At 58.0% G+C, this 24787-nt stretch carries 21 protein-coding genes; 14 read left to right on the top strand and 7 right to left on the bottom strand.

What is annotated here, in order from left to right; all coding sequences use genetic code 11:
• Positions 1–71: 71 nt before the first annotated feature.
• Positions 72–539, bottom strand: a complete 468-nt coding sequence (locus FEM41_RS12475) for a transcriptional regulator (protein WP_138096281.1) — start codon at positions 537–539, stop codon at positions 72–74.
• 227 nt (positions 540–766) lie between these two features.
• Here FEM41_RS12475 and hypA point away from each other — a divergent pair, with 227 nt between their 5' ends.
• The 8 genes from hypA to FEM41_RS12515 all read left to right on the top strand — a co-directional run bounded on the left by hypA (position 767) and on the right by FEM41_RS12515 (position 9904).
• Positions 767–1111: a hydrogenase maturation nickel metallochaperone HypA gene (gene hypA, locus FEM41_RS12480; RefSeq protein ID WP_138096282.1), complete on the top strand. Its 345-nt coding sequence runs from the start codon at positions 767–769 to the stop codon at positions 1109–1111.
• Between the two features lie 9 nt (positions 1112–1120).
• The gene (gene hypB / locus FEM41_RS12485; RefSeq protein WP_138096283.1) at positions 1121–1981 is read left to right on the top strand and encodes a hydrogenase nickel incorporation protein HypB; all 861 of its coding nucleotides are present in this window, start codon (positions 1121–1123) and stop codon (positions 1979–1981) included.
• On the top strand, positions 1972–2250 hold the full coding sequence (locus tag FEM41_RS12490) for a HypC/HybG/HupF family hydrogenase formation chaperone (RefSeq protein WP_138096284.1): 279 nt from the start codon (positions 1972–1974) through the stop codon (positions 2248–2250). The genes hypB and FEM41_RS12490 overlap by 10 nt, the downstream gene beginning before the upstream one ends.
• Positions 2250–3371 carry a hydrogenase formation protein HypD gene (gene hypD, locus FEM41_RS12495; protein WP_138096285.1) on the top strand — a complete coding sequence of 374 codons (1122 nt, stop codon included), beginning with the start codon at positions 2250–2252 and terminating at the stop codon, positions 3369–3371. The genes FEM41_RS12490 and hypD overlap by 1 nt, the downstream gene beginning before the upstream one ends.
• Entirely contained in the window at positions 3368–4378 is a 1011-nt protein-coding gene (gene hypE / locus FEM41_RS12500) for a hydrogenase expression/formation protein HypE (RefSeq protein ID WP_138096286.1), read from the top strand. The genes hypD and hypE overlap by 4 nt, the downstream gene beginning before the upstream one ends.
• Before the next feature lie 50 nt (positions 4379–4428).
• A complete protein-coding gene (gene flhA / locus FEM41_RS12505; protein ID WP_138096287.1) occupies positions 4429–6522 on the top strand; it encodes a formate hydrogenlyase transcriptional activator FlhA in 2094 nt (697 codons plus the stop codon).
• A 907-nt stretch (positions 6523–7429) separates the two neighbouring features.
• Complete coding sequence (uxuA, locus tag FEM41_RS12510; protein WP_138096288.1) at positions 7430–8500, top strand: mannonate dehydratase; 1071 nt, start codon at positions 7430–7432, stop codon at positions 8498–8500.
• 69 nt (positions 8501–8569) lie between these two features.
• Positions 8570–9904: a gluconate:H+ symporter gene (locus FEM41_RS12515; protein WP_138096289.1), complete on the top strand. Its 1335-nt coding sequence runs from the start codon at positions 8570–8572 to the stop codon at positions 9902–9904.
• Positions 9905–10027: 123 nt separating this feature from the next.
• Here FEM41_RS12515 and FEM41_RS12520 read toward each other — a convergent pair whose 3' ends face one another.
• The 5 genes from FEM41_RS12520 to FEM41_RS12540 all read right to left on the bottom strand — a co-directional run bounded on the left by FEM41_RS12520 (position 10028) and on the right by FEM41_RS12540 (position 16158).
• The gene (locus tag FEM41_RS12520) at positions 10028–10774 is read right to left on the bottom strand and encodes an alpha/beta fold hydrolase (RefSeq protein WP_138096290.1); all 747 of its coding nucleotides are present in this window, start codon (positions 10772–10774) and stop codon (positions 10028–10030) included.
• Positions 10775–11155: 381 nt separating this feature from the next.
• On the bottom strand, positions 11156–12097 hold the full coding sequence (locus FEM41_RS12525; protein ID WP_138096291.1) for a sugar-binding transcriptional regulator: 942 nt from the start codon (positions 12095–12097) through the stop codon (positions 11156–11158).
• A gap of 15 nt (positions 12098–12112) precedes the next feature.
• Complete coding sequence (locus tag FEM41_RS12530; RefSeq protein WP_138096292.1) at positions 12113–13042, bottom strand: sugar phosphate isomerase/epimerase family protein; 930 nt, start codon at positions 13040–13042, stop codon at positions 12113–12115.
• A gap of 9 nt (positions 13043–13051) precedes the next feature.
• A complete protein-coding gene (locus FEM41_RS12535) occupies positions 13052–14578 on the bottom strand; it encodes a glycerol-3-phosphate dehydrogenase (RefSeq protein WP_138096293.1) in 1527 nt (508 codons plus the stop codon).
• A gap of 14 nt (positions 14579–14592) precedes the next feature.
• On the bottom strand, positions 14593–16158 hold the full coding sequence (locus FEM41_RS12540; protein WP_138096294.1) for an FGGY-family carbohydrate kinase: 1566 nt from the start codon (positions 16156–16158) through the stop codon (positions 14593–14595).
• Positions 16159–16725: 567 nt separating this feature from the next.
• On the opposite strand from FEM41_RS12540, the gene FEM41_RS12545 reads away from it, so the two are divergent.
• From FEM41_RS12545 to FEM41_RS12570, 6 genes are all read left to right on the top strand, one after another.
• The gene (locus FEM41_RS12545; RefSeq protein ID WP_196240461.1) at positions 16726–17376 is read left to right on the top strand and encodes a DUF2291 domain-containing protein; all 651 of its coding nucleotides are present in this window, start codon (positions 16726–16728) and stop codon (positions 17374–17376) included.
• Positions 17376–18914 (top strand): sugar ABC transporter ATP-binding protein, encoded by a 1539-nt coding sequence (locus FEM41_RS12550; protein WP_138099185.1) that lies wholly within the window; start codon positions 17376–17378, stop codon positions 18912–18914. Before FEM41_RS12545 ends, FEM41_RS12550 begins: the two co-directional genes overlap by 1 nt.
• A gap of 23 nt (positions 18915–18937) precedes the next feature.
• Positions 18938–19999: an ABC transporter permease gene (locus FEM41_RS12555; protein ID WP_138096295.1), complete on the top strand. Its 1062-nt coding sequence runs from the start codon at positions 18938–18940 to the stop codon at positions 19997–19999.
• A gap of 39 nt (positions 20000–20038) precedes the next feature.
• Positions 20039–20992: a D-ribose ABC transporter substrate-binding protein gene (locus FEM41_RS12560; protein WP_138096296.1), complete on the top strand. Its 954-nt coding sequence runs from the start codon at positions 20039–20041 to the stop codon at positions 20990–20992.
• A gap of 65 nt (positions 20993–21057) precedes the next feature.
• Positions 21058–21897 (top strand): DeoR/GlpR family DNA-binding transcription regulator, encoded by an 840-nt coding sequence (locus FEM41_RS12565; protein WP_138096297.1) that lies wholly within the window; start codon positions 21058–21060, stop codon positions 21895–21897.
• Positions 21898–22229: 332 nt separating this feature from the next.
• A complete protein-coding gene (locus tag FEM41_RS12570; RefSeq protein ID WP_241666491.1) occupies positions 22230–23744 on the top strand; it encodes a methyl-accepting chemotaxis protein in 1515 nt (504 codons plus the stop codon).
• A gap of 26 nt (positions 23745–23770) precedes the next feature.
• On the opposite strand, the gene FEM41_RS12575 is transcribed toward FEM41_RS12570, so the two are convergent.
• Positions 23771–24760: an XdhC family protein gene (locus FEM41_RS12575; protein WP_138096299.1), complete on the bottom strand. Its 990-nt coding sequence runs from the start codon at positions 24758–24760 to the stop codon at positions 23771–23773.
• Positions 24761–24787 lie beyond the last annotated feature (27 nt).

Genomic DNA, 24787 nt, shown 5'->3' on the forward strand with positions numbered 1-24787 from the left:
CTCGAAGTGGTCATTTTTGACGAAGCAGCGTCGCAGGTGTCATTTTTCGACACTTTTCGACACTGCATGATTCAGGCCTGGGACGGACGTAACAGAGCGGGGGCCAGCGCCTCTACCGTCAGCGGAATGTCCTGCTGCATAGCCTGATACAGGTGGTCGTAAATACAGCTAATCCGGGCCAGATAGTGCTCCAGCACCGCCTGGCGGTCGGTGTTGCGGATCTGACCGTCAAGTAAGCCGTCGATGCCCAACTGGCTGCTGGCCAGCGGGATACGGTGCTGGCCGTCACGGGTGCTCAGAATGTAGTGGATTTCGCGATCGTTGAAACCGGTATCTCGCGTCACCTGAAGAGTGAACTGGTTGAAAAGCGAGAAGTTCAGCCCTTCATCAGGGGAGCTTTGAATTTCCAGATGCAGCGTCTGCTTGGTGGTAGTGACAGCTTGGATCAGGGTATTGCAGTAGGTATGCCACTGTTTATGGAGTTGGCGGCGGCGATCGGCAATAAACGCCGCCTTATAACTTAACTCAGAAATGGTCATGAATAATGTCCTGCTGATACGGATACCTCTCCATTAGCACTTTCTGTGCCAGTTTTTATTTGATTGAAACTAAACAACTTTATTCCATGGTGACGCGCCATCGTCGCCTGGTGACATGTCATTTCGACAGCCTTCGTCACCACAGACGCACCGTTATTTTTCTTATGGCATGGTTGTTGCATTGACGGGATGGTCACGGAATATCGTGACGAATCCGGAGGCGCTCTATGCACGAAATCACACTTTGCCAGCGTGCGATTGAACTCATTGAACAGCAGGCTCAAAGCCACGGCGCCCGTCGGGTGACCGGCGTGTGGCTGTCGATTGGGGCTTTTTCCTGCGTGGAACGCAGCGCGCTGGAGTTCTGCTTTGAACTGGTGTGCCGGGAAACCCTGGCCGAAGGCTGCGAACTGAATATCGAACAGCAGGAAGCGGAATGCTGGTGCCAGCGCTGCCAGCGCTACGTCACCCTGTTAAGCAGCCGGGTGCGGCGTTGCCCTGACTGCCTGAGCGATGAGCTACGCATCGTGGCCGATGACGGTCTTCAGATTAAGCGCCTGGAAATAGAGTAGGAGTTAACTATGTGTACCACCTGTGGCTGTGGAGAGGGCAATCTCCATATTGAAGGCGATGGCTATCATCATTCCCACGCGCCCTTTGCCGCGGCGCCGCGTCAGGGGCTGCGGATAACGGGCGTCACCTCAACGTCGTTTCAGCCTCGCCGCGCGCAAAATGGCGATCTGGATTACGGTTGCGGCGAGGCAGGGGCCCACGCGCCGGGAATGGGGCAGCGCCGCATGCTGGAGCTGGAGCTCGACGTGCTGGATAAAAACAACCGGCTGGCCGGGGATAACCGCGCCGCCTTTGCCGCCAGTCGCCTGCTGGCGCTGAATCTGGTTTCCAGCCCGGGCTCCGGTAAGACCACGCTATTGAGCGAGACTCTTAAGCGCCTGAAGGGGCAGGTGCCCTGCGCCGTGATTGAAGGGGATCAGCAGACCCTGAATGACGCCGAACGTATTCGCGCTACCGGCACCCCGGCGATTCAGGTCAATACTGGTAAGGGGTGCCACCTGGATGCGCAGATGGTTCAGACCGCCAGCCGCCGTTTACCGCTTCCGCCTGGCGGCATTCTGTTTATTGAGAACGTGGGCAATCTGGTCTGTCCCGCTGGCTTCGATCTGGGTGAGCGTCATAAGGTGGCGGTGCTTTCGGTGACCGAAGGGGAGGACAAACCGCTTAAGTATCCGCATATGTTTGCCGCCGCTTCGCTGATGCTGCTAAATAAGGTCGATCTGCTGCCCTGGCTCAACTTCGATATGGCAGCCTGTATCGCCAGCGCTCGCCAGGTGAATCCGGATATCGAGATTCTGCCGATTTCTGCCACCACCGGCGAGGGGATGGATGCCTGGCTTGCCTGGCTGGAGGCGCAGCGATGTGCATAGGCGTTCCGGGGCAAATTCGCGCTATCCCGTCGCCTCAGGCGGCGCTGGTCGAAGTCTGCGGCATTCAGCGCCAGGTGGATTTAACCCTGGTGGGGGCGCAGGACGAAGAGGGCCATTCCCGGGTGGGGCAGTGGGTGCTGGTGCACGTGGGGTTTGCCATGAGCATCATCGATGAACGCGAAGCGCTCGACACCCTGGAGGCGCTGCAAAATATGTTTGAGGTAGAGCCGGACGTCGGCCCGCTGCTTTATGGCGAGGAGGCGCGCTGATGCGTTTTGTTGATGAATATCGCGCCCCGGAACGGGTGATGCAGTTAATTGAGCAGCTTAAAGCGTGTGCCCGGCACTTGCCTTACGACGCCCGGCGGCCGCTGCGCATTATGGAGGTCTGCGGCGGCCATACCCATGCCATCTTCAAATTTGGGCTGGACCAACTGCTGCCGGACAATATCGAATTTATCCACGGCCCCGGTTGCCCGGTCTGCGTGCTGCCGATGGGACGTATCGACGCCTGCATTGAGATCGCCAGTCATGATGGGGTGATTTTTTGCACCTTCGGCGACGCGATGCGGGTGCCGGGAAAAGAGGGATCGCTGCTGGATGCCAAAGCCCGCGGCGCCGATGTGCGGGTGGTCTACTCGCCGATGGATGCCCTTACCCTTGCCCGGGACAACCCGCAGCGCGAGGTGGTGTTCTTCGGCCTGGGCTTTGAAACCACCATGCCCGCTACCGCAGTTACCCTGCGTCAGGCGCGGCTCGAAGGGGTCAACAACTTCTTTATGTTCTGTCAGCACATCACGCTGCTGCCCACCCTAAAAAGTCTGCTGGATCAGCCGGAAAATGGTATCGACGCTTTCCTGGCGCCGGGGCATGTCAGCATGGTTATCGGTACCGGCGCTTACGATTTTATTGCCGAAGCATACCGGCGGCCGCTGGTGGTGGCAGGCTTTGAGCCGCTCGATCTGCTCCAGGGCGTTATCCTGCTGGTAGAGCAGATCTGCGCCGGGGTTAGCCGGGTAGAAAATCAGTACCGGCGGGTGGTGCCGGATGCCGGTAATCCTCTGGCCCGCCAGGCGATGGCAGAAGTGTTTGCCATCAGCGGCGACAGCGAGTGGCGCGGTCTGGGCACCATTGTCGAATCCGGCGTACAGCTAACGGCGCCTTACCAGTCGTTTGATGCCGAGCGCCGCTTTCAGCCGCGCAGGCGTCAGGTGTGCGACTCCCCCGAAGCGCGCTGCGGCGATGTGCTGACCGGGCGCTGCAAGCCCGTCGACTGCCCGCTGCTGGGTCAGCGCTGTCATCCTGACAACGCCTTTGGCGCGCTGATGGTCTCTTCAGAGGGAGCCTGTGCCGCCTGGTATCAGTATCGCTTTCAGGAGGAGGAAGCATGAGTACAGTGACTCTGGCCCAGGGCAGCGGCGGCCGGGCGATGCAGAAGCTTATCGCCACGCTGTTTATGGCGGCATTCGATAATCCGCTGTTGGCGACTCAGGAGGATCAGGCGCGGATACCGCTGCATCTGTTGAGCGAAGTAGGGGATCGTCTGGCCTTTTCCACCGACAGTTATGTGATTGATCCGCTAAGCTTTCCGGGGGGAGATATCGGTAAGCTGGCGGTGTGCGGTACGGCCAACGATATCGCCGTGGGAGGCGCCACCCCGCGCTGGCTTTCGTGCGGCTTTATTCTGGAAGAGGGGCTGGAGATGGCGACGCTGGAGTCGGTGGTGCGCAGTATGGCCGCCACCGCCCGGGAGGCGGGCATCGCCATCGTGACCGGCGACACCAAAGTGGTGCCCCGCGGCGCCGCCGATAAGCTGTTTATCAATACCGCCGGTATCGGCGTGATTCCGGAGGGGCTGGAGTGGGGGGCCGCCCGGCTGCAACCCGGGGACAGGCTGCTGGTCAGCGGCACCCTGGGCGATCACGGCGCCACCATCCTGAATCTGCGCGAACAGCTGGGGCTGGAAGGGGAACTCATCAGCGACTGTGCGCTGCTGGCGCCGCTGATTGCCGCGCTGCGCGACGTGCCGGGTATCAGAGCCATGCGTGACGCCACCCGGGGCGGGGTAAACGCCGTGGCCCACGAATTTGCCGCCGCCAGCGGCTGCGGCATTGAGCTGGAAGAGCAGGCGCTGCCCCTGAAACCGGCGGTGCGCGGCGTTTGCGAATTACTGGGGCTGGATGCGCTGAATTTTGCCAATGAAGGCAAGCTGGTCATCGGCGTGGCGGCGGAGTGGGCGCAGACGCTGCTGGAACGGCTGCGGGCGCATCCGCTGGGGCGCGATGCCGCGATTATTGGCGAAGTGGTGGCGCAGCGGGGTGTCCGGTTATCCGGATTTTACGGTGTTCAACGTACCCTTGATCTACCGCATTCCGAACCCCTACCCCGTATTTGTTAAACTCAGGGATTCCCGCCGCTCTCTGCACTCAATAACGTCTGGATAACGCAATGTCTCTTACATCAATGGGCGATCCCCAGGAGCAGCAGCTCTTTAATCTGACGCGCACGCTGTTGCAGCAGCCGGATCTCTGCACCCTTGCGCAGGCGCTGACGCAGCATCTGCAACAGGCCGACCTGGCCTGTCATGCCGCCATTGTTCTGGCGGCGGATGAACAGCACCCCCAGGTGCGCTATTTCGGCGTGGATGATAGCGGCGAGGCCATTATCAAAGTGGATGAGCTGGCGATGGCGGGCGGTCCCGTTAGTCATATCCTGGCGCGCCCGGAGATGCTGCACTGCGCAGCCGCAGAGTTTCACGAGGTCTGGCCGACCCTGGCCGTCAGCGGGCTGTATCCTGCCTTTGGCTATTACGGCATGCTGCCGCTGGCCCTGGGCGGCAAGATTGTCGGCGGCTGCGAGATACTGCGGCTGGACGATCGCCCATGGAGCGAAAAAGAGCGTTCGCGGCTGCGATCGCTGGCCCAGGTGGTGGCGCTGGCGGTGGAGCAGATCCAGAGCCGCCTGAACGACAACCAGCATCATGAATTGCTGTGCCGCGAGCGTAACGACTTTCGCCTGCTGGTAGCCATTACCAACGCCGTGCTGTCAAAGTTGGATCTCGATGAGCTGATTAGCGAAATCGCCCATGAGATCCACAATAATTTCGGTATCGATTCCATCAGCATTGTGCTGCGCGCCAACCGGCGTCACCGGCTGACGGTCTATTCCACCCACTATATCGATCGCGATTCTCCGGTTCACGACCAGAGCGAGGTGAACGAGCAGGGCACGCTGTCGGAACGGGTGTTCAACAGTAAAAAGATGCTGCTGCTGAATTTGCATCAGCGCGACAGCCTGGCCCCCTATGAACGTATGTTGTTCGATATGTGGGGCAATCAAATTCAGACCCTGTGCCTGCTGCCGCTGATGTCTGGCGATAATATCCTTGGGGTACTGAAGCTGGCCCAGTGCCAGGAACATATTTTCACCACCGCCAATCTGAAGCTGTTGCATCAGATTGCTGAGCGGATCGCCATTGCGGTGGATAACGCGCTGGCTTATCAGGAGATCCGCCGCCTGAAAGAGCGGCTGATCGATGAAAACCTGGCGCTGACCGAGCAGATTAACAACGTCGCCGCCGATTTTGGCGAAATCATCGGTCAGAGCCAGGCGATGCGTGATGTGATGCGCCAGGTCGAGATGGTGGCCCAGAGTAACAGCACCGTGCTGATTCTGGGGGAGACCGGGACCGGCAAGGAGCTGATCGCCAGGGCTATCCATAATCAGAGCGCGCGCAACGGGCGGCGGATGGTGAAGCTTAACTGCGCCGCCATGCCGGCCGGTCTGCTGGAAAGCGATCTGTTCGGTCATGAACGCGGCGCCTTTACCGGCGCCAGCGCCCAGCATATCGGGCGCTTCGAGCTGGCGGATAAAAGTTCGCTGTTTCTGGATGAAGTCGGCGATATGCCGCTGGAGCTACAGCCCAAACTGCTGCGGGTGCTTCAGGAGCAGGAGTTTGAGCGGCTGGGCAGCAATAAGGTGATCCGCACCGATGTGCGCCTGATCGCCGCCACCAACTGCGATTTACAGCAGATGGTGGCCGACAAAGCGTTTCGTAGCGACCTTTATTATCGGCTTAACGTCTTCCCCATCCATCTGCCGCCGCTGCGCGAACGTCCCCAGGATATTCCACTGTTGGTGAAGGCGTTCACCTTTAAAATCGCCCGGCGGCTGGAGCGTACCATCGACAGTATTCCGGCGGAGACCCTGCGCACGCTAAGCCGGATGGAGTGGCCAGGTAACGTGCGCGAACTGGAAAACGTGATTGAACGGGCGGTGCTGCTGACCCGGGGCAATGTGCTACAACTTTCGCTGCCGGAGATGATGCTGCCGTTCCAGGCGCGCCACGATGCGCTGCCGGAAGAAGCGCCGCCGCGCGAAGGCGAAGATGAATACCAGCGCATTGTTCGGGTACTGAAAGAGACCAACGGCGTTATCGCCGGTCCCAGAGGAGCGGCCCAGCGTCTGGGGCTCAAGCGCACCACGCTGATTTCTCGTATGAAACGACTGGGGATCGATAAAGATAAGGTGCTGGCGGGGTAACCTGGCTGATAGCCAGTTTCCTTCTGGTGTTGTTTCATTGGGCGGAAATTTTTCTGCGGCGGTGCCGTGTTCCGGAGGAATATGTCACGTTGGCAAAGGTTCCGTTCACCTTAAGGTGATTTTTTATATGTCGATTCCGGAGCCGGTGAACGGGTCAGGGGGACTTCAAACGCCAGTCCCCCTGACCACCCCCGGCTTTCCGGCGTAAAAATCGCCCTTCGGGTTCCCTGCGCTTTTCCCGTCCGCCGGACGGGGCGGGCGTGACGGCACGTCCGTGTGCCGCACGCCCTCACCCCGACATCCCTGTCGGGGTGACCCTGGCGGCCGTGAACGCTTCGGCGATTTTCAGGCCGGAGTGTCACCGCTTTTAATCTTCTGCTCCGCTTCATCTGGAAAGCGATTGCTGGTGTCATTTGAAAAAATAGACTGAAGCGACGAGGGTGTTATATCCCGGCTTAAAAGACGCCGAAGCGTTCACGGAGGGCCGGAGGAGTGACAGGGATGTCACTCCAGGGCGAGGCCGCCAGGGAAGGCGGCTCTCGCCCGGTCCGAAAAGCCCGGAGTGATAAGCGGAGGGGACCGCGCCAGCGGCGTTTTTTACCGCCGGAAAGCCGGGTTGCCAGGGTGCGGCGACTGAGCCCCTGGCCCGTTCACCGGCTGTGAATCAACAGAGAATCAGCTGCATAAAGTGAACGGAGCGACCCGCTGTCGTTTCATATTCTGTCAGCCTTTGCTTTCAAAAGCGTCACGCCAGTTTGTGATGAATCTACCCATTCGCCATAAATCTTCCACGTTGCCTGGTTTTGTGAGTTCGATCACTAAAAGCAGGGGGGATCTCCCGGTATGCTATGAACTAACTAGTATGGTAGTTAATCTCTCAGTGTGAGCGGTAAGGACAAAAATAATCATGCAGATGACGATGCGCTGGTTCGGGCCAGATGAAGATAAAGTGACCCTGGAGCAGATCCGCCAGGTGCCGGGTGTTGAAGGTGTTGTTGGCGCGTTATACGACGTTGCCGTCGGCGAAGTCTGGCCGAAAGAGAAGATTCAGGCGCTGGTGGCTCAGGCCCATAACGCCGGTCTGACCATGGAAGTGATCGAAAGCGTGAATATTCACGACGCTATCAAGATTGGCCTGCCGGAGCGCGATCGCTATATCGCCAACTATCAGCAGACTATCCGCAATCTGGCGGACTTTGGCGTTAAGGTCATTTGCTACAACTTCATGCCGGTCTTCGACTGGATGAAGACCGATATGAACTACCGGCTGGAAGATGGCTCCCTGACGATGGCCTTTGAGAAGGCGGGCATCGATAAAACCCTGGAGCAGGTGGTGGCCGAAGTTCTGGGCAACTCCAACGGTTTTGCGCTGCCGGGCTGGGAGCCGGAGCGTCTGGCGCAGGTTCAGGCGCTGTTCGACAGCTATAAAGACGTGGATGACGACAAACTGCGTGAAAACCTGGTCTACTTCCTGGAGCGGGTGATACCGGTCTGTGAAGAGGTTGGCGTGAAGATGGCGATTCATCCTGACGATCCGCCGTATTCTATTTTTGGCCTGCCGCGTATTATTAAAAACCGCGACGATCTCGACTGGCTGTGTAATGCCGTTGACTCCCCGGCGAATGGTATTACGCTGTGTACCGGCTCTATTGCCGAAGAGCCGCAAAATAACGTTTGTGAAATTCTTGCCGAATTTAGCCGCCGTGGCCGTATTCATTTCGCTCACGTGCGCAATATCAAAATCATTAAAGATAAAGATTTTTATGAGTCGGCGCATCCTACCCGTTATGGTTCGCTGGATATGTATCGTGTCATGCAGGCGCTGCACGATAATGGCTTTGATGGCTATATTCGCCCTGACCACGGTCGCTTTATCTGGGGCGAAACCGGGCGTCCGGGCTATGGGCTCTATGACCGCGCTCTTGGCGCTACCTATCTGCTGGGGCTGTGGGAAGCTCTGGAAAATCAGAAGTCCTGATAAACCCTCTTCTTTCGCGCCGGGTTTCCCGGCGCTTTAAAATAATAATAGAACTGTCGGGAGGATAGTATGTCTCCAGCTTTGGCTTTGCTCTGGGTTCTGGTAGGGATTGGGTTACTGGTTATTATGAACGTGAAATATAAGGTTCATAATATCTTCGCGTTGTTAATTGCCGGATTATTTGTGGCAATAATGGAAGGGGTGCCTTTCGATAAAATCGTCTCCATGGTCCAGCAGGGGCTGGGCGGTATTATGGGGCACCTGGCGCTGATTATTATCTTCGGTGCCATTATCGGTAAATTTATGACGGAGTCGGGCGCCAGCCAGCAGATTGCCGATACGGTTATCAGGCATTGTGGCACCCGTTTTCTGGCCATTGGCCTGATGTTTATCGGCGTTATCTTCGGTATCGCCATGTTTTATGAAGTGGCGTTCCTGATAGCCATGCCGCTGGTGCTGAATATCGCCAGTAAGGCGAATATTCCCTGGATGAAACTGGTGATCCCAACGGTTGTGGGCGCCACTATGGGCCACAGCCTGTTCCCGCCGCAGCCCGGCCCGGTGGCGCTGGTCAGCGCTTTCCAGGCTGATATCGTGCAGGTTTATCTCTATGGCGTTCTGGTGATTATTCCGGCGCTGTTCTGTGCCGGGATTCTGTTGCCTGCCTTCCTGCCCGGCATTCGCGATATGAAGCTGAACGCGATGATCAAACCTCAGGAGGAAAAACCGGCGCACCAGTTGCCTTCGTTTGCTATCAGCATCTCGATTCCGCTGATTCCAGCCCTGCTGATGATTGCGTCGTCGCTGATTCATTCGCTGCTGGGAGCGGAGTCCGGCGTGGCGAAGTTTTTTGAGTTCCTGGGCAGCGCCGAAATCAGCATGCTGCTGGCGACCGGTGCCGCCATCTGGCTGCTGGGCATCCGTCGCGGTATGAACGCCGGTCAGGTTAACGGCTGTGTGAGCGATTCGGTGGCGAAAATCGCCAACGTGCTGTTTGTGATCAGCGCCGGTGGCATACTGAAGCAGGTGATTATCGACTCCGGCGTGGGCGACCATATCGTCACAGTAATGAGCCACGTGAATCTGTCGCCCTTTATCATCGCATGGCTTATCACCGCCATCATTCGTATTCTGACCGGTCAGGGCGCGGTAGCGGCCATTACTTCTGCCGGGATCGTCTCCCCGATGGTGGGCGCCTTTAACCTGAATCCAGCGCTGATGTGTCTGGCGGTGGCCTGCGGCAGCAATACCATTACCCTGATGTACGACGGCGGTTTCCTGCTGTTTAAAGAGACTTTCGGCATTTCGATGCGCGATACCTTTAAAACCTGGGGGCTGCTGGAGCTGATTAATTCGGTGGTGGGGCTGATGATGGTGTTGCTGCTGAGTCTGTTTATCTCCTGAGTCAGTACCTCTGCAGTTTCGCCCTCTGATGGTTTTATAAGCCGGGCGGCACCTCCGCCCGATATTTGGGCGGAGACTCAGGCGCGCCGTCGCCCGCTCTGCGCGACGGCATACCGGGATCGTTTATCGACAGAAGTTTGCCAGCGCATGCGCCAGCGCTTCCGGATTTTCCCATGACATACAATGCCCACAGTCTGCGAGTATCAGCGTTGATATTCCGGAGGCTGTCAGAGTGGCAAAATCCTCATCCGGTAAAGAGTGTTCTCCAACGAGTAGCTGTTTTGCCACTGGCAGGGCAACGAAACGCTCGTACCAGTTGCTGCCTGCTATCAGACTGGCTGCACCGCGCCACACTGCCCAGGGGGCATCTACTGCCAGACTTCCAGCCCATGGGCCGGTATCCCGGGTTATCATGCTCTGCCAGATTCCGTTAACAAATTCATCTTCGCTGTGACTACAGATTTGCTGGCTGAAAAATCCTCCTCCGGGATGAAAATTGGGCTCGGAGACAACCAGCCCTGATAACCGTTCTCCGAGGTATTCGGCTGCCTCAATGCTGATGCTGCCTCCCATGCTGTGTCCATACAGGAAGCATTGTGCTAATCCCAGGTATTCCACCAGTTCCGCCACGACCCGAGCCTGATCGGAAATCGAATAGCTATAATTCTTCGGTTTTTGGCTATACCCGCAACCGGGTAAATCGACCAGTATTGCTCTTCTACCTCTGAACATGGGGTCTGTGACAACACGTGGATATTCGTACGAAGAGGCGCATCCCAGACCATGAATAAAAATAAGCGGTGCGCCGCTTCCCGGTAAATCCTGCCAGCGGACATCGCAGTTTGCCGTGGAGGAAAAGAAAGCGTTCATTAGAACTATCCCATTCTACGTGAAGATAATGATTTGCCTGGCCAACAGTGGTTGCCATTCAGAATGCACTATTCCAAATTTATATCAATGGTGGTGCCCGTTGTGATGAGGTTGACAGGGAAAGGCGCCCCGGACAAAGAGTGGGTTCTTGTTTCGGGGCGGGTTATTAACCAAACACCAGTAAAACCAGTGAAGCTGCAGCGAATGAGACGCTGCAAATAATAAAGGTCACCAGCGGGAGCCGGCGGTTGAGTTCCAGAATGCGCTTGCTTTGATCCATAAGCCCTCCGTTCAGGATGTTGTTGGAACTGCTTCCTGCAGTTACAGAATATTCTGAACGTCTGGTGAAAAATTGGCCATGGCAAAACGAGCGATCCTGGATTATTCCGCGTTATCTACCAGCGCCCGGGCACTTTTCTCATCGGTAATCAGCCCGTGCAGCAGCCCGCTGTTAAGCACTGCCCGCAGAGCGCCGATCTTTCCGGGGCCGCCCGCCAGGGCGACGATGCGCTCCTTGCGTTGCAGCGACAGGGGAACGGCAAGGATGCGATCGGTCAGGGTGGTGTGCAGGATATTGCCGCGCCTGTCCACAAAATGGCCTAGGATCTCGCCTTCGCCGCCGTCCCGGGCGATGGCCAGCATATCGCGCTGCTCCAGCATGCCGGATTCCACCAGTTGGGTTGCAGGTTCAACGGTGCCGATACCTACCAGCTTATAGTCCGCTTCCGCCGCCATCCGGAATACCTCGCTGACGCCGCGCTGGGCCAGCAGCACTTCGCGGTCTTCAGCGGTATTGGCGAAGAAGGGCACCGGCATCATATAGGCCATGGCGCCGGTCTTTGCGGCGATACGGTGCATGACGTCGTGGGGATTCAGGGCGTAGTTGCGGGTCAGACAGCCCAGCAGCGAAACCACCTGGATATCGGGCACTTCCATTCGTGGCATTTGATGCACCATCGCCGACAGCGTACGGCCATGGCCCAGCCCCAGGGTTTTCAGTTCGCCGCGCGACAGCAGCGATTTCAGGTATTCGGCGCCGGCCATGCCGAGCGTGCGCTCCGGCAGGCCGTTTTCCCCCAGGTCCGGCGCGATGCGGCACTCCGCCAGACCGTAACGCTGGCGCAACTGGTTTTCCAGTTCAATACACTCCACGATGTCGCCATCGATAGAGACTTTTACCGCGCCTTCCGCCACCGCTCTGGCAATCATCCTGTGGGTTTTGACTGAGGGGAGTCCCAGACGTTTTGCCACCTCGGCCTGGGTCAGGCCGCCCACAAAGTGCAGCCAGGCGGCGCGCAGGACCAGTGACTCTTCCGTGCTCATTGTTTCTCCTCTGCGTTAATTCAGGTCGTTGGCGCCGGTCTCTACCCAGGGGGCCCAGAAGGCGACGCTCTCAGCGATATCGGCAATGACGTTGCTGTCCGCGGGTTCGCGCTCTTTAAAGCTCAGTTCAAGGCAGAGTTCGTTATCCCGGGCGCCGCCACGGGCCAGCGCATCGAGCAGCGCTTGTGGTTGGATACGGCCGTTGGCATTATAGCGGGCGGTAAAGGGTCGATGCCCGCTTTTATCCATCATACTCTGTTTGATATGGATAATGGGCGAGCAGCGCGGTACGGCTGTAGCCCAGGCGTAAGGGTCGTAATCGTCGGGGCTGCTGGAGGTGACGTCGCCGTGGTCGATATCGGCCATCATCCACATCGGAATCGCCAGCCCCGCCTCGTTAAGCCGGTTTTGCAGCGCCAGGCTTGCCGGAATGGTTTCGCCGAATTCCCGGCCGATGCTCATCGGCTCCCAGAACAGATAGCGTAGTCCGGCTGCTTTGGCGTGCTCCGCTACCTCGGCCCAGCAGTCGATGGCGCAGGTGATTTGGGCTTCGCGCCGCGCCGGGTCGTTGAAATCCTCCCAGCTAAAGATGGCGAACTGCGAGCCGACAGCGCTGCCGCCCAGCTCGGCAATCATATCGGCAAAGATTTTAAACCAGTCGATGTAGTAGCGGCGTACCGCCGGATCCGGATGGCCGAAGTGGTTCAGGCGGCCATAGGGGCCGGTCATGCCCGAGGTGATGCGCACCCCGGTGTGCGCCAGGCGCGCCCGGGTACGACGGATGAGCGCGTTAAGGGTTGAGGCAGGCCAGGAAGGATTAATAAATTCGTGCGTGAGCTGAACATCGCGTAGCCGAATCTCTCTGGCGATGCAGTCAATCAACGCTTCCGGTCTGGCGATGCGGTTAACCAACGGATTGGTATTGAGCGAGAGCGTTAGCGGCATATGGACTCCCTAACTGGCGGCATGCAGGCGTGATGGCGTCGCGCTTGCGGCAAACCAGTGGTTGAAACGGGTTATCTGCTGCTCATTCAGATGCAGGCGGTGCTTGGTGCGGCGCCACAGCACATCTTCGGGCTCACGGGCCCACTCATGATCTATCAGATAACGGGCTTCGGCTTCGTAGAGACAACTGCCGAACCATTCGCCGAGATCCTCCAGCCGTTGGGCATCGCCCAGCAGTTGCTCCATGCGGGCGCCGTAGAGTCGGGCGTAGTGGCGGCGCAGGGGGGCCGGTAGCCAGGGCCAGCGCTTTTTGACCTGCCCCAGGAAGGTGGCGAAGTCGCCGTTTTCGATCTCGCCGCCGGGCAGCACGCCCTGGGCGGTCCAGTCCGGCCCCATGGCCGGAAAATAGGGGGCCAGTTGCTGCATGGCATGTTCCGCCAGCTTGCGAAAGGTGGTGATCTTACCGCCAAACACGTGCAGCAGCGGCGCCTGACCCTGAGCGTCCAGTTCGAACTCGTAGTCACGGGTGACGGCGGAAGGGTTGCCTTTACCGTCGTCGAACAGCGGCCGCACGCCGGAAAAATGAACCAGCACGTCGTCGCGCCGCAGTTCAACCTTGAAGTAGCGGTTAACCGCGTTGATCAGATAGTCGATCTCCGGCTCAATGGCGGCCACCTCTTCGGCTTTGCCCTCCCAGGGGATATCGGTGGTGCCGATCAGCGCCTTATCGCCCTCATAGGGGTTGATAAAGATGACTCGCTTGTCCGGGTTCTGAACCAGATAGGCCTGCTGACCTTCCCAGAATTTGGGAACGATAATATGGGAGCCTTTGACCAGCCGCACCCGGCGATTAGAGCGGCTGTGGGTCACGTCATGGATGATATCCAACACCCATGGCCCGGCGGCGTTAACCAGTGCTTTGGCTTTTACCTGGCGGCGGCCACCGCTAACGGTATCGAGCAGGGTTACTTCCCAGTGGTCGTCCCGACGCTCTGCCGCCACGCAGGCGGTGCGGGTGGCGATGGTGGCGCCGCGCTCGCTGGCGTCCAGCGCGCACAGGGCCACCAGACGGGCGTCATCCACCCAGCAGTCGGAGTATTCAAAGCCGCGCCGGTACTGATCGAGCAGCGGCTCGCCTTCCGGATCCCGGTGCAGGTCCAGGGCGCGGGTGCCGGGCAGTTTTTTACGCCCCCCCAGGTGGTCGTAAAGAAACAACCCCAGCCGTACCAGCCATGCCGGGCGATCCGTGGGGCTGTGGGGCAGGACAAAGCGCATCGGCCAGATAATATGGCTGGCCGAGCGCAGCAGCACTTCACGTTCGATGAGCGCTTCGCGCACCAGGCGGAATTCGTAATATTCCAGGTAACGCAGACCGCCGTGCACCAGCTTGCCGGAGCGGGATGAGGTGCCTTCGGCCAGATCGTCCTTTTCACACATCAGGACCGACAGGCCGCGTCCCGCGGCGTCGCGCGCGATGCCCGCGCCGTTGATTCCGCCGCCGATGACCAACAGATCCAGTATCGATGACTCTTGCATTATTCTCTCCTGCGCTAATCCGGTTGTTGCGCGAGCTGCTGTAGCGCCGACCAGACAGGCGGCAGCAGCTCGCGGGTTTGCTGGTAGCTGACATCCAGGGTGTTGTAGCGTGCCATCAGGTCGGGGCAGGGCGGTTCCTGCTCGCCCAGTAGCGGCGTCACCCAGGTATCGACACAGCTCGCCATGGTGGGGTAAGCGCCAATGGCGACGGCAGCCATCATGGCGGCGCCGGCAGCTCCCGCCTCTTCCCGGGCGCTGTTGCGTACCGGCGCGCCGGTACAGGCGGCGACGATGCTTCGAAGCTGGGGCGAACGGATGGCGCCCCCCGAAAGCCGGAGCTCCCGGGGCGCATCGCTGCCCATGGCCCGGTAGCAGTCCCGGGCGGCCAGCGCCATTCCCTCAATCACCGCACGCACCAGATCGGCAAAACCGTGGGTGTAACACAGCCCAATGAAACTGGCCCTGGCGTTGGCATTAACAAAGGGGCCGCGTTCGCCGGCGATGGAGATATAGGGGTGATACATCAGGCCGCCAGGTTGTGCGGCGGTCAGCCAGTCGTCCAGCCGCGCCACCATATCGGCGTGGTCGGCCTTGCCGCCGAACTGTTCCACCAGCGAACGGGCCATATTCAGCAGCCAGTCAAGGTTCAGGGTAGAGGCCATATTGGTCTGCACCTGGGTGACTCGCCCCGGGGAAGGGAGCGTTATCACGTAGCCGGTGCGCTGGGGGTTCAGCCAGACCTGCCGATCGCTGACGGCGCGCATATGCACGCCGGTGGAACCAATTACCGAGCAGGCGGTGTCATCATCGCCGGTATCCACCCCCGCGCCGAGGGCGGTCATCACCATATCGACAAACCCCAGACAGACCGGCGTGCCGGGGCGTAACCCGGTGGTGCGGGCCGCTTCTTCCGTCAGGGGATGGGGGGTCTGCGTGCCGTCCAGAATCTCTGGCAGCAGCGCGCGGCGGTGATTGAGCCCCAGCGCATCAATCACGATGTCGTCATAGCGCCGGGTGCGGTAGTTGCCGAAGGTAAAGCTGGCTTCCGACGGATCGGTGGCCCGCACGCCGGTCAGGTTCAGATAGAGCCAGTCCTTGCAGTGCAGGGCGACTTCGGCGCCATCAAGCAGTTGAGGATAGCGGCTGTCCATACAGGCGAGCTGCGCCCCCTGCTGACAGGTATTCAGGCCGGTGCCGGTCGCCTGGAAGCGGGCCAGGGCCAGTTCGTGCTGTTCGAGCTGATGCACGGTATCGGCGGCCCGGGCGTCCAGCCAGATCCAGGCATCGCCCACTGGGCGGTTATCGCGCCCCACAAGCCAGGTGCCGTCTCCCTGACCGGTGACGGAGACCGCCACGACCCGCTGGGCCAGATTGGGCAGCTCGTCGCTAAGCATACGCATGGCCTGACAGCAGTCGTCCCAGGTTTGCTGCATATCCTGCAGGGCGGCGCCGTCGCGCTGGCGCCAGTAGCGGTTACGCACCGAGGTGCAGCTCAGTTGTTCTCCTTCCAGGCTGAAGGCCACGGCCTTAACCACCGAAGTACCGGAATCGATACCCAAAATAATGTCACGGTTGTCCATGCGAACTCTCCTTCCGGTTGGTGCGCGCGGCTTGCTGCATAGTGTTGCCTCCGATTACGAAACTGGCCTGACGTTTCGTTGTTAATTCCGTGTAACGAAAATGATATTTAACGGATACACCATATCTCACTGACTTAACACCATTGACGTATTTTTTTTCTTTTTAAGTAATAAATTTCATTCGGGGATTCGATGTGGATCACATTTTAGTCAACGGAAAAAGCGAGGTGAGCAGCAGGGTTGGGATCCGGAAATAGCGTTGAGCGAATGGCGGTTTTGTTTTTTAATTAATTGATTTTAATTGTTTTTTATTGGTTATCGTATCTGTTTTTTGATGTTGGTTACATTAAGCGTCGCGCCAGAAAGTGATGAAAATCACGCCAGATCCTCAGAGTTAGATCCAGATCGCTCTCCGGGAAAAAAGTCTGCCATCTGCGTTGACAGACTATTATATTTCTAACATTTTCATCACATGTATTATCACACTTATAACATCCGACGTGGTTCAGATAAGAATCATGCGCCATTCGCAGGAGCGCGGTTTGCGACGAAAGTGAGGTCGATAACATGAGTCATGCATCTGCATTTACGCCATCCGGTATCCGGCGCCATAAGGGAACGATGATTGCCTGCGTTGCCGCAGTGCTTGTGTTGGTCGGCATTGCGCTGGATACCAAAGTGGTGAAGCACGGGTCGGCGGAAGATGTTCAGGAACAGGGTTTTTCGCCTGAAAAATATGGCGCCGAAACCTTCCCTAAAATTCAGCACAGCGTAGAGCAGCGGGCGGTTAACGCGAAAATGTTGCTCAGCGCCTTAAAAGCTGACAGCCAGCAGGCGACCGAAAAGTACGGCGTCGGTACGCCGATGGCGGTCTTTCCGGTGACTTTTAGCGGCGTGGTGGGCGAAGGTAAGAAAGGAATTTATTCCGTGCAGGTGAACGATATGCCCGCTTCGTTCCAGCTTCGGCTTCAGACCGGGCCGGTAGTGACCGGCACCGATCTGCGCGATGCCACCGGGGAAATCCAGTTCGGCGACTTTAAGAACCAGATCGAGTATCAAAACGCCGGATCGGCTCTTAATCAGGCCATGAAACAGGCGGTGCTGGATAAGGTGGATGGCGAAACGCTGAGCGGAAAAACCGTCAAAGTGACCGGCGTTTTCCGGCTGCTCAATCCCGATAGCTGGCTGGTGACGCCGGTAAGGATGGAGATCCAATGATGCAGGCAACCTTAACGTCATCCGATAACTTCCGGGACGATGTGGTACTGGCAGCCCGGGATATCAGCAAAGTTTACGGTTCGACCCACGCCCTGAAGGGAGTCAACTTCGATATTCGTCGCGGCCAGGTCACCACGCTGTTCGGTGAAAACGGCGCCGGTAAATCGACGCTGATGAAAGTGCTTTCTGGCGTGATCACTCCCAGTTCCGGTGAAATTCTGCTGGATGGCCAGCTGGTGACCTTTTCATCCAGCACTCAGGCTCGGGAGCAGGGGATCTCGATTATTCATCAGGAGCTAAACCTGGCGCCCAATATGAACGTGCGCGACAACATCTTTGTCGGCCGGGAGATTATGGGGCCCACCGGGGTCGATTTTGCCGAAGAGGAGCGCCTGACCCGTCAGTTGATGGCGGAGCTGGAAGAGGAGATTGACCCTCTGACGCCAGTGGAAGATCTGCGCCTGGGTCAGCAGCAGATTGTGGAGATCGCCCGGGCGCTGTCGGTGAATGCCCGGATCCTGATTATGGATGAACCCACCTCGGCGCTTAGCGCCGCCGAAGTCGAGGTGTTGTTTAAGATAATCCACGATCTCACCAGCCGCGGCGTGGCGATTGTTTATATCTCTCACCATCTGGAAGAGGCGCTCGAAATTACCGATCGGGCGGTAGTGCTACGCGATGGTGAGATGACCGCTTCCGCTAACCGCAATGAAATCGATCTGCAGTGGATTGTGCGCCATATGGTGGGGGAGCACTTCGACCTGGGGGCGCCGCCGGAAGGCTACCCCTTCGGTGAGGTGGCGCTAAGCGTGGAGTCGCTCAGCGTTCCCGGCCCCGGCGGGCATATGGCGGTGGACGATCTTTCGCTGGAAGTGCGGGCCGGGGAGATCGTCTGTATCTACGGCCTGATGGGCGCCGGTCGTACCGAGCTGATGGAGTGCATTGCCGGAAAACTGCGGGCCGGTCACGGTCGCGTGCAGCTATTGGGCGAAGATGTCTCGGATTTCAGCATCGCCCGGCGTATCGAAAGCGGGCTGGCGCTGGTGCCGGAAGACCGCCAGCGCGATGGTCTGGTACAGACCATGTCGGTGGGCGAGAACCTGTCGCTGGCCAGCATCAGTGAATTTATCCGTAGCCTGGTTCTGTCGCCGCGCCGTGAAAAGCAGCTGGTGGATGACTCTATTCGTAACGTCACGGTGAAGACCGCCGGCGGCAGCGCGGCCATTGGGTCACTTTCCGGCGGGAATCAGCAGAAGGTGGTGATTGGCAAAATCCTGGCGACCCGGCCGCAGGTGATTCTGCTGGACGAGCCGAGCCGCGGCATTGATATCGGCGCCAAAGCCGAGGTGTTTCGTCTGCTGGCGGAAAATGCCCGTAAGGGGCTGGCGGTGGTCTATTCCACCTCTGAAGTGGGCGAATGCCTGAGCGTGGCGCACCGGATCATCGTGATGAGTAAAGGGCGCATCAGCGCCGTCTTTGACTCCTCTGTTTCTAAAGAACGCATTATGGCCGCCTCCGGTGAGTCCGTGGCCGCCTGAACCCCGATAACGGAGCCGAAATCATGAATGACAGAACACAAGTCCTGGCTGCAACCAGGCCCCCGGCGGTGAAGCGCGACAGCGGCCAGCGGCGGTTCAGCCTTTCTCATCTTCTGCTGGAAGGGCGCGCCTTCTTTGCGCTGCTGGTGATTATCGCCACCTTCTCCTTCCTGTCGCCGAACTATTTTACCGGCGCTAACTTTTTAACCATGGCCTCCCACGTGGCGATCTTCGGGCTGCCTGCCATCGGCATGTTGCTGGTGATTTTGAACGGCGGCATCGATCTATCGGTGGGCTCGACCCTTGGGCTGGCCGGGGTGTTTGCCGGCTTTCTGATGCAGGGCGTCAATCTGGAAGCGCTGGGGGTGGTGCTCTACCTGCCGGTGTGGGCCGTGGCGATCCTGACTCTGGCGATGGGCGCGCTGGTGGGGCTGGTGAACGGAGTGCTGATCGCCATCTTTCGGGTGCCTGCCTTCGTCGCGACTCTGGGCACCCTGTATGTGGCGCGAGGCGTGGCGCTGCTGATGACCAACGGCCTGACCTATAACAAGCTTTCCGGCAGCCCGGAACTGGGTAATACCGGTTTCGACTGGCTGGGCTTCAACCGGCTGTTCAATATTCCTGTCGGCGTGCTGGTACTGATTGCCGTGGCGCTGGCCTGTGGTTTTCTGCTGTCGCGCACCGCCTTTGGCCGCTGGCTCTATGCCTCTGGCGGCAACGAGCGGGCCGCCGATCTTTCCGGCGTGCCGGTAAAGCGGGTTAAGGTGACGGTATATGTGCTTTCCGGTATCTGTGCGGCGCTGGCCGGGTTGGTGCTCTCTTCTCAGTTAACCTCCGCCGGGCCCACCGCCGGAACCACCTATGAGCTGACGGCTATTGCCGCCGTGGTCATTGGCGGTGCGGCCCTGACCGGCGGGCGCGGCAACGTGCGCGGTACGCTGCTGGGGGCGCTGGTTATCGGCTTTCTGTCGGACGGACTGGTCATTATCGGCGTTTCCGCCTACTGGCAGACCGTATTTACCGGCGCGGTGATCGTACTGGCGGTGTTGCTCAACACTCTGCAGTACGGTCGACGCAGTAAGTAATTAAATAACAAAAGAACCCTACAGATGGAGAACCCGCTCATGCTGAACTGCAAACGCCTGTTATTGATCGCGGCGACCGCGATGGCAACCGCTTTTACCCCCGTCACCCAGGCGGCGGAAAAGGGGTTGATGACAATTATCGTTAACGATCCCTCAAACCCTTACTGGTACACCGAAGGTCAGGTGGCGAAAGAGACGGCCCAGAAGCTGGGCTATAGCGCCACCGTCGGTGCCCATAAGGGCGATACCAATGCCGAGAGCCGCCTGATTGATACGGCGATCACCAATAAATCAAAAGCCATTATTCTGGATCCCGCCAACGCCGATGGCTCGGTGGGATCGGTGAAGAAGGCGGTCGCCGCCGGGGTGCCGGTGTTTATCATTAATGCCGAGCTGAACCAGAGCGGCCTGGCGAAGGCGCAACTGGTGTCCAATAACGCCCAGGGGGCCGCGTTGGGCGCCATGCAGTGGGTGAAAGCGGCGGGGGATTCCGGCAAATATGTCGAACTGTTCGGAGCCCCTTCCGATAACAACGCCGCCACTCGCGCTAACGGCTTTGAAACGGTGCTTTCTCAGTACCCGGATCTGAAAAAAGCGGGTCAGGAAGTGGCGAACTGGGACCGTACCCAGGGCTATAACAAAATGCAGTCGCTGCTCCAGGCCAATCCCGATATTAAAGGGGTGATCAGCGGCAATGATGAGATGGCGCTGGGGGCGATTGCCGCCCTGAAAGAGGCCGGTAAGCTGAAAAACGTGGTGGTAGGCGGCTTTGACGGCACGCCGGACGCCGTTGAGGCGGTCAAAGAGGGAACCCTGGCCTACACGGTGATGCAGCCGGTGGCGGTGTTCACCAAAAAAGCCATCGAGCAGGCGGATAACTTCCTGAAAACCGGAAAGACCGGCGTCGATCGCGAGAAACAACTCTTTGACTGCGTGCTCATCACCAAAGAGAATGTCGATAAGTATACGTCGGCCTTTGTAATGTCGGAGTAATTGCGTTTAATGACTATCCGCCCCGCCAGTCATAATGCTGGCGGGGCGTCTTTACGGATAAGATAATGACCCAACCCGTGCAGGATAACTCTCTGGAACGTTTTATGTCGGAACGGTTACCGGGCGACAGCCGTCAGGCCCGGCAACTGGCCCGGCGTCAGCTTATCGTTGAAGCCGTGATGACAGAGGGGGCGGTGCGAATTGAAGATTTGACCGGGCGCTTTGGCATTAGCCTGATGACCGCTCATCGCGATATTGACGATCTGGTGGAGCGGGGGTTACTGCACAAGACCCGCGGCGTGGTGTCGGCTGCGCCCACAAGCCTGGTGGAGTCCAGCGATCTTTATCGCGCGACCCGTCAGCAGACCGAAAAGCAGGCTATCGCAAGTCACGCGGCGGCCTGGATAGAGCCCGGCCAGTCGCTGTTTCTGGACGATTCCACGACGGTACTTCAACTGGCGCGTTACCTGCCGGCGAAAGCGCCCCTGACTGTTATCACCAACTCGCTGACTCTGATGAACTCACTGAAAGACGCCCGGGATATTACGCTGCTGGGGTTGGGGGGGCAGTACCATAACTGGTGCAATGCCTATATGGGCCAAATGACCCGCAGCGCCATCGCCGGACTGCGGGCGGACTGTTTTTTCGTCAGTATGTCGGCGATTATGGATGGTCAGGTTTTCCATCAGTCGGCAGAGACGGTAGAGACCAAGCGCGCGATGTTCGATGCGGCTGAGCGCCGGATCCTGCTGGCCGATCACACCAAATTTGAGCGACGGGCGCTGTACAGCTTCGCCCGGTTGACGGAGTTTGATGCGGTTATCGTGAACCAGGGCATCGCCATTCCGGCTCTGCGCCGTATGCAGGAAGAGGGCGTTAAGGTCGAAGTGGCGCCGCTGCGTTAGTTTTTATTCCCCAAATACGGGGCGTTAATCCCCGTTTTATCACCTTTATTTTCGTCTTTATCTACTCATTATTTTCCGCTTGCTGGCTATAGCACCGTTATTTGCGACGGGAAATGAACATAAATCAACATAATTACTTTTGATTGAATTTCTTTTACATAATTATATTTAGATAAACTTGTGGAATATGAATGATTCTGTCATTAAAGGAATGGAATATTGCTGTATTAACTCGCCAGGAAAAATGCAGGGAGTCATGCATGGAAGTTAAAAATAGGAAAGGTCCAGTCAAAATATCGACGAAGATTGTTTTGTTATCGATGATTTTGTGCTTGTGTGCCATTATTATTGGCGGCATCGGGTTACAGGGAGCCATGCGCAGTCAGGTACGTCTGGATGCCGTTTATCAGGAGCGTGTCGTACCACTACAGCGAATAAAGTTAACGTCAGACGCCTGGGCGGTTCATGTCGTTGATACTGCCCATAAGGTCAGGAACAAAATGTTGGCCCCGGAGCAGGGGCTAAAGGTACTTGAGGAGGCAAAGCAAGAGATTGCTGATCACTGGGGAGCCTTTATCTCAGGCTATCTGACCGAAAAAGAGAAGCGCCTGGTCACTCAGCTTGACTCGGTGGACAACCGGGCCCAGAACGCTATTCTGCGTCTTCAACAGATACTGACAGAGAAAGACGAGGAAGGACTCGCTTTATTTATCTCTCGTGAACTCTATCCTGCGATAGATCCTCTGATGAAGATCTTTGACCAGCTGATGAATTTACAGCTGGAAGAAACAAGAATGGAGTATGAGGATGGCCAGACTACCCTCGCGCGCAATAAAAATATTATGATCTCTTTAATTGTTTTTGCTTTGCTCGCTGGCGTTACCCTTAGCTTTATTATCTCGCGTAGTATTCTGCGGGTCCTGGGCGTTGAGCCTTCTCAGGCCGTTGAGGTGGCGCAGCGGGTGGCTAAAGGCGATCTGTCGGTGCCGGTCAGATTACCGGAAAATATCAGTGATGACAGTTTGATTGCCCGACTGAAAGCTATGCAGGACAATCTGGAAGGTATCGTCGGGAAAGTGAATCAGGGGGCTCATGCCGTTGCTGTGGCTTCCACGCAGATTGCCGAAGGCAATAATCACTGCTCCGATCGCGTCCAGGAGCAGGTGGGCGCTCTGGGACAAACGGCGGCGGCGATGGAGGAGTTATCGGCCACGGTGCAGTTAAATGCCCAAAGCGCGAGCCAGGCGGTAAAAGCTGCGCATATTGCGGTATCGGTAGCCCAGAATGGTGGGGAAATTATGCAGGAGGTGACAGGTACGATGAACGATCTTGATTCGAGTTCACGTCAGATCGCTAATATTACGGCCCTGATCGATAACATTGCTTCTCAAACCAATCTGCTGTCGCTGAATGCCGCTGTTGAAGCCGCGCGTGCCGGAGAATATGGCCGTGGCTTTGCCGTGGTGGCAGGAGAGGTTCGCAGCCTGGCTCAGAGTTCTGCCGATGCGTCACAGCAGATCAGAAACCTTATCGATAGCAATGTGCTATGGGTTAAAAAAGGCACTGAGCTGGTCCTGAAGGCAGAAATGATGATGCAGCAGCTGATTGAAGAGGTACAGAATGTGACGGTGATGATAGATAAAATCAGTACCGCCAGCCAGGAGCAGTCGGCGGGGGTGCATCAGATTGGCGTGGCTGTAACCCAAATGGATGCGGCCACCCAGCAGAATGCGGTGATGGTGGAAGAGATTGCCGCGACGTCGAATAACCTGAAAGATAAAGCCCAGGAGCTGGTGGAGTCCATGACGCAGTTTCGGCTGGCCGGAGAACGCAAGAACCTGCATTAATCGCGATATCAGGTAAAACCCCCCGTTTATCGGGGGGTTTTGCTATTCCGGCTGGCAATAATATCGGCCACGATGGCGATGGCGATTTCCGCCGGGGTTTTACTGCCAATATCCAGTCCTACCGGGGCTCGGATGCGGGCGATTTGCGCATCGCTCAGCCCACCGGTATCACGCAGTCGCGCCATCCGATGCTGGCTGTTGCGCGCTGAGCCCATCACGCCGATATAGAAACTCTCCCCCTGTACTGCCTCCATCATCGCCAGATCGTCAATACGCGGATCGTGGGTCAGCGAGAGCAGGGCGCTGTTCGGGCCCGGCGGATGGCGTTCCAGCCACGCGGCCGGAAACTCCTGGCACAATTCAATGTTCTGCTGTTCGGCATCGGGGTAGCGTGACGCAAAGCTTTGGCGCATATCTTCCCGGTGTTCACATACCGTAATCGCCATCCCCACCGCCCGGGCGAAATCAATACAGTAGCAAGCCACCGGCGACAGTCCGCAGACGATCAGCTGTAGCGGGGGGCGCAGGTTGAGGCTGAGCGCGCCGCTTTCGTGTTGGGTCACACCCGCCGCTTCGTCTCCACTGGCAGGCACAAGCCAGGCCCGCTCGCCGGGAATCAGGCGTTTAATATAGTTTTCCTGGCCGCTCAGGGTCAGCAGCAGGCGCTGACAGTCCTGAAGGCTCTGGTTGTCCGGCGGAAGGTATTCCACCAGTACGCTAAGGCTGCCATTGCAGGGTAAGGTGACGTCGGGCTCCTGCCCGCCCTGGCCATAGCGAATGAGCTGAGAAGGGCGCTTCATGCGCGGGTCGTTTAGTCCTGCCAGAAAGCTTTGTTCAATGCAACCGCCGGACAGCGAACCGGTAAATTCGCCATTTTCATTTACCGCCATCATGGCGCCCGGGGAACGCGGTGCCGAGCCCCAGGTGGCGATGACCGTACAAAGCCAGACGGGCTGGCCCTGTTTCAGCCAGTGAATAGCGCTATTCAGTATGTCGATATCGATGGGTTGCGTCATGGTGTCGTTATCCGGGAATCGTCCGTG

The sequence above is a fragment of the Jejubacter calystegiae genome, assembly GCF_005671395.1.
In the GTDB taxonomy this organism is placed as follows: Bacteria; Pseudomonadota; Gammaproteobacteria; order Enterobacterales; family Enterobacteriaceae; genus Jejubacter; species Jejubacter calystegiae.

Coding starts and splice junctions, on each gene's coding strand:
- FEM41_RS12475 (WP_138096281.1), bottom strand. CDS start 539: ATGACCATTTCTGAGTTAAGTTATAAGGCGGCGTTTATTGCCGATCGC.
- hypA (WP_138096282.1), top strand. CDS start 767: ATGCACGAAATCACACTTTGCCAGCGTGCGATTGAACTCATTGAACAG.
- hypB (WP_138096283.1), top strand. CDS start 1,121: ATGTGTACCACCTGTGGCTGTGGAGAGGGCAATCTCCATATTGAAGGC.
- FEM41_RS12490 (WP_138096284.1), top strand. CDS start 1,972: ATGTGCATAGGCGTTCCGGGGCAAATTCGCGCTATCCCGTCGCCTCAG.
- hypD (WP_138096285.1), top strand. CDS start 2,250: ATGCGTTTTGTTGATGAATATCGCGCCCCGGAACGGGTGATGCAGTTA.
- hypE (WP_138096286.1), top strand. CDS start 3,368: ATGAGTACAGTGACTCTGGCCCAGGGCAGCGGCGGCCGGGCGATGCAG.
- flhA (WP_138096287.1), top strand. CDS start 4,429: ATGTCTCTTACATCAATGGGCGATCCCCAGGAGCAGCAGCTCTTTAAT.
- uxuA (WP_138096288.1), top strand. CDS start 7,430: ATGCAGATGACGATGCGCTGGTTCGGGCCAGATGAAGATAAAGTGACC.
- FEM41_RS12515 (WP_138096289.1), top strand. CDS start 8,570: ATGTCTCCAGCTTTGGCTTTGCTCTGGGTTCTGGTAGGGATTGGGTTA.
- FEM41_RS12520 (WP_138096290.1), bottom strand. CDS start 10,774: ATGAACGCTTTCTTTTCCTCCACGGCAAACTGCGATGTCCGCTGGCAG.
- FEM41_RS12525 (WP_138096291.1), bottom strand. CDS start 12,097: ATGAGCACGGAAGAGTCACTGGTCCTGCGCGCCGCCTGGCTGCACTTT.
- FEM41_RS12530 (WP_138096292.1), bottom strand. CDS start 13,042: ATGCCGCTAACGCTCTCGCTCAATACCAATCCGTTGGTTAACCGCATC.
- FEM41_RS12535 (WP_138096293.1), bottom strand. CDS start 14,578: ATGCAAGAGTCATCGATACTGGATCTGTTGGTCATCGGCGGCGGAATC.
- FEM41_RS12540 (WP_138096294.1), bottom strand. CDS start 16,158: ATGGACAACCGTGACATTATTTTGGGTATCGATTCCGGTACTTCGGTG.
- FEM41_RS12545 (WP_196240461.1), top strand. CDS start 16,726: ATGAGTCATGCATCTGCATTTACGCCATCCGGTATCCGGCGCCATAAG.
- FEM41_RS12550 (WP_138099185.1), top strand. CDS start 17,376: ATGCAGGCAACCTTAACGTCATCCGATAACTTCCGGGACGATGTGGTA.
- FEM41_RS12555 (WP_138096295.1), top strand. CDS start 18,938: ATGAATGACAGAACACAAGTCCTGGCTGCAACCAGGCCCCCGGCGGTG.
- FEM41_RS12560 (WP_138096296.1), top strand. CDS start 20,039: ATGCTGAACTGCAAACGCCTGTTATTGATCGCGGCGACCGCGATGGCA.
- FEM41_RS12565 (WP_138096297.1), top strand. CDS start 21,058: ATGACCCAACCCGTGCAGGATAACTCTCTGGAACGTTTTATGTCGGAA.
- FEM41_RS12575 (WP_138096299.1), bottom strand. CDS start 24,760: ATGACGCAACCCATCGATATCGACATACTGAATAGCGCTATTCACTGG.